The sequence below is a fragment of the Mesorhizobium sp. M7A.F.Ca.CA.004.06.1.1 genome (assembly GCF_003999135.1).
Taxonomy (GTDB): domain Bacteria; phylum Pseudomonadota; class Alphaproteobacteria; order Rhizobiales; family Rhizobiaceae; genus Mesorhizobium.
Genome location: NZ_RZPQ01000589.1, coordinates 1 through 3,733, shown reverse-complemented (window position 1 = coordinate 3,733; position 3,733 = coordinate 1). Strand labels below are relative to the sequence as shown.

Sequence of the window (3,733 nt, the reverse complement as noted above, 5' to 3'; positions counted from 1 at the left end):
GTCCTGAACCCGTCCTGCTTGAGGATCGGTTCGAGCAGCGCCTGGACATCCGCCTCGCGGTTGATCGCCGGATTGGGCTCGAATTTGGGGTTGACCGAAGGGATGCGGACCATGTCGCGGGTCAGCCCGATCAACCAGTCGCGATCGGTCTCGATCTCAGCCTGCACGGCATCGATGATGGTCTGGTTGTCGGGCATCGTCGCTTCCTTCTCTGCGTCGCGGCGCTTTGCATCGCTGCACTGGGCGCAACGACACTATTTCCTTGTGGTTTTGGATTTGGCGGCGTCGTCGGCCGATGACGACAGGGCGGTATCGAGCGTGACCGCATTGGCACTGCGGATCTTCTCGATGTCCTCGATGCGCTTGCGCACCCCGGCGCCGTGGCCTTCCAGCGCGTGGGCGAACACGGTTTCCATCTGGGCAACGGCCGTTGCCAGCGTGTCGAACGGCGAGTTGGCGTCGATCGCCGCGACCATGGTCAGGTCCGCTATGTCAGATATCGGCGACAGCCAGACATCGGTGAACAGCAGGATGGAGACGCCGCGCTCCTTGGCCTGCTGGGCAAAGCTCACCACGTCCGACTGATAGCGCCGGTAGTCGAACACGACGAGGAGGTCGCGCTTGCCAAGGTCGATCAACAGGTCGAAATCGGCGGGGCTCAACGAACCGATGTCGCGCACGCCGGAGCGGAACTGCAGGAGGTAGCCGGCCAGCATGGAGGCGATATGCCGGCTGAACCGGCCGCCCAGCAGCACGACCTGCCCCTTGCTCTCCAGCAGCAGGTTGACGGCGCGCGTGTAGGCCTGCACCGGCACTGCCGTGCGCGTGCGCTCCAGGCTGTCGGAAACCGAATGGAAATAGGCAAGTGCGGTGCCTTCGCTGGAGCCGCCCGGGCGCTTGGCCTCCATCATCAAAAGCGGCGAATGCAGCCTGGATTCAACTTCGGTGAGCAGGCGTGCCTGGAAATCGGCAAAGCCGACATAGCCAAGCTTGCTCATCAGCCGCGTCACGCTCGGGTCACTGACGCCAGCGCGCCGTGCCAGCCGGGTCGCGGTGCCCAGCCCCGACATCGGATAATCAGCGAGCAGGACCTGGACGATCTTCTCTTCCGCGGAGGTGAACGCCACGGTCGTATTGGCCAGTTCTTCGCGGATCGACATTGTCATCGCCCATCGCCGACGGAAAGACGATTATCTTACAATTTCACACATGTTTGTCAAATTTGGAACTTCTCTTACAGAGCCATCGAGAGTTCGGCATGACTTGCTATCCCATGGCAGCCAAGCCAGTCGTGCAACACATCCACGTCGGCTCGAACGAGGGCTGGCGTCTATTTGAAGCTGGCGATGGGCAGGAACTTGACCGCGGAACCGGTGAAGCGCCGGTGATCGGAGGTCCGTCCTCGCGGCTGGAATCCATCGAGATAGATGTGCTCCGGCGCTGTGCGGATGAGATTGGCGGCAATGACGGGCGCCGCAGGGCTAGCTCCGCCGGCGATGCCACGACCTGTCTCAATCGGCCGGGACAACGCTGCCGGCACGATGACCGCGGTGGCTTCGGGATCGAGATTTGGCTGGACACGGTCGGCCTTCGGGCTGGTCCTGACGCGATCTTCGGGCTTCGATTGGGCAACCGAGACCCGCTGGCCGGCCAACCCATTGTGGCCGTCATCGGCGTGGTTCAAGGCCAGCAAGGCAGCGACCGCATCGCCGGATTTGTCTGCTTCAAGCTGGCGCGTCGGGCTTTCCGGTCGCCATGTCGGCAACGGGATGTTGAACGCCACCATGTCCGGCGCGCCGCCCGCGGGACCGGCCGACTTGCCCGAGGGAATTTCAGCATCGGTTGCTGTTGGATTGGCCAGTTCGGCCCGCGCGGTGGAAGCGTTGGCTGCTGCAAGCGGCGCGAGTTGCGGGGTCGGAATGCTGGTCGTGGACCCGCTGCGCGGGGCGAAGGCTGGCAGCGGCACCGAGCCCGGCGCCATGGCCATGACGATCGCTTCAGGCGTCTTCCCCTCCGGTCCAATCGGCGATTCTTCGGCCCTATCGACGGAAGCCATCTGGATGTCGGCGCGCTGGGCATCCTGCGGCGGCACGATTGCGATGCCGGCGGGCCTGGGGTCAACGGACTTGGCCGGCTTGCGTGGCGCCGGCACCGCTTCGGCGACATCATCGGTCTCGTCCGCGCCGCGCCCACCCAGAAGCGTCGCCAGCAGGCCGCGCGCCGGCCTGCGTTGGCCGCCGTCGGCACTTGCCAGGTCGATGTTGGGCGTGCCGGCGCCCTTGCGCGACTTGTAGGCGGCAAACGCCTGCCCATAACCGGGCAGCGGTTTGCCGTCGCTCGGCACATGCAGCGTATTGCCGTTCGGGAATACCCTTGCGAGTTCCTGGCGGCTGATGCCCGGCCAATGCCGCACATTGCCGACATCCATATGTATGAAAGGCGAACCGGAGGTCGGGTAATAGCCTACGCCGCCGCCCTGCATCTTGAGGCCGATGTCGCGCAGCTTCTTCAGCGGCACATCCGGCAGGAAGAAGTCCATCGCGCGGCCAACCATGTGTTGGCTTTCCCGAGCCACGCCCTTCGAGCGGCTGCGCAGCATGGCGTTCGTCGCTGGCGACCGATAGGCGCTGACCACGTGGATATAGGCTCTCGAGCCGCTGGCGCGATAGGCCTGCCAGACAAGATCGAGCAGGCGCGGATCCATCTTCGTCGGTTCGTTGCGACGCCAGTCGCGCAGCATGAGATTGATCTTCTTCAATCCCGCCGGATCATAGCGCCCATTGCGCTTGAAGACGATTTCAGCCTTCTCGCCCGTATGGAGATGTTGAATCTTCAAAGCACGCGTCTCCGCGAACGCGCCGGTGACACACAGGCAAAGGAACGCTGCGATGATGGCAGGCAGTGTCCAAAGACGGGAAGCACGGGGGGCGTTTTGCACGTTTTCGCTCACGTTCATGCCTTGCACGTTCTTTTGTTTCGGGCGATTTCAGGTTCCCGCCCAGATGAAGAGCCTTTCAGCCCTCTTCCTGACAAGCATGGACTTGACCGACGCAGACAGGCGTCCATGCCACAACACGTCATGTTGATGAACAGCATCTTGGTTAACGAATCGTGTCGCTTCCGAGAACGCGTTTCGGCTGGAGTTGCCTGTGGCAGCCATTTTCTGGAGCAATGCACGGCTGATGAGGTCCGCCAGCACGACGGCCGCGCCGTTCCCATGTAGCCGCCTCGCCCTCGCAAATGCAGAGAACGAATGTGCGGCAACAAGGATGTTGGAAACTGGTGCTGCGAGAGAGGATTGAACTCTCGACCTCTCCCTTACCAAGGGAGTGCTCTACCACTGAGCTACCGCAGCCGCTGATGGCGGGGCTTCTGCCATATCGAACCGGCAAGCGCAAGGCCAAGCGCAACGCTTCTGTGAAAGCCTTTGCCGGATAGCTTTTAATGACATGGCAGTGCCACAATGTTGGCTATCCCTGAACAGCAAGCTGGTGGGTCGCCGGCGGGGACGGGGCGATGGACGACAAGGCAATTCCAGTGAAAAAGGATGGTCCACCGAAAAACAGCGCAACAATCCGCAAGGATCGGCTGGCCGAGCAATTGCGCGCCAATCTGCAGAAGCGCAAGGCGCAGTCACGCTCGCGGCGGACCGGCGATGCCGACGAGCGGCCGGACGGGCTCGCTGCATCGAAGGAAATACAAAAAGATTAACTCAAATCGGCCACTCTTGGCC

At 62.6% G+C, this 3,733-nt stretch carries 3 protein-coding genes, 1 tRNA gene and 1 pseudogene; 1 reads left to right on the top strand and 4 read right to left on the bottom strand.

The genetic code is table 11. From position 1 onward, the window contains the following. The 4 genes and pseudogenes from EN906_RS26355 to EN906_RS26340 all read right to left on the bottom strand — a co-directional run. A pseudogene (locus tag EN906_RS26355) lies at positions 1–197 on the bottom strand (acetylornithine deacetylase); the annotation flags it as partial. A gap of 57 nt (positions 198–254) precedes the next feature. Next, positions 255–1,160 (bottom strand): MurR/RpiR family transcriptional regulator, encoded by a 906-nt coding sequence (locus EN906_RS26350; protein WP_127268681.1) that lies wholly within the window; start codon positions 1,158–1,160, stop codon positions 255–257. A 170-nt stretch (positions 1,161–1,330) separates the two neighbouring features. Beyond that, on the bottom strand, positions 1,331–2,956 hold the full coding sequence (locus EN906_RS26345) for a DUF882 domain-containing protein (protein ID WP_127301637.1): 1,626 nt from the start codon (positions 2,954–2,956) through the stop codon (positions 1,331–1,333). Positions 2,957–3,280: 324 nt separating this feature from the next. Beyond that, positions 3,281–3,355 (bottom strand) — tRNA-Thr (locus EN906_RS26340). A gap of 161 nt (positions 3,356–3,516) precedes the next feature. On the opposite strand from EN906_RS26340, the gene EN906_RS26335 reads away from it, so the two are divergent. Then, the gene (locus EN906_RS26335; protein ID WP_127268678.1) at positions 3,517–3,711 is read left to right on the top strand and encodes a hypothetical protein; all 195 of its coding nucleotides are present in this window, start codon (positions 3,517–3,519) and stop codon (positions 3,709–3,711) included. Positions 3,712–3,733: the final 22 nt, after the last annotated feature.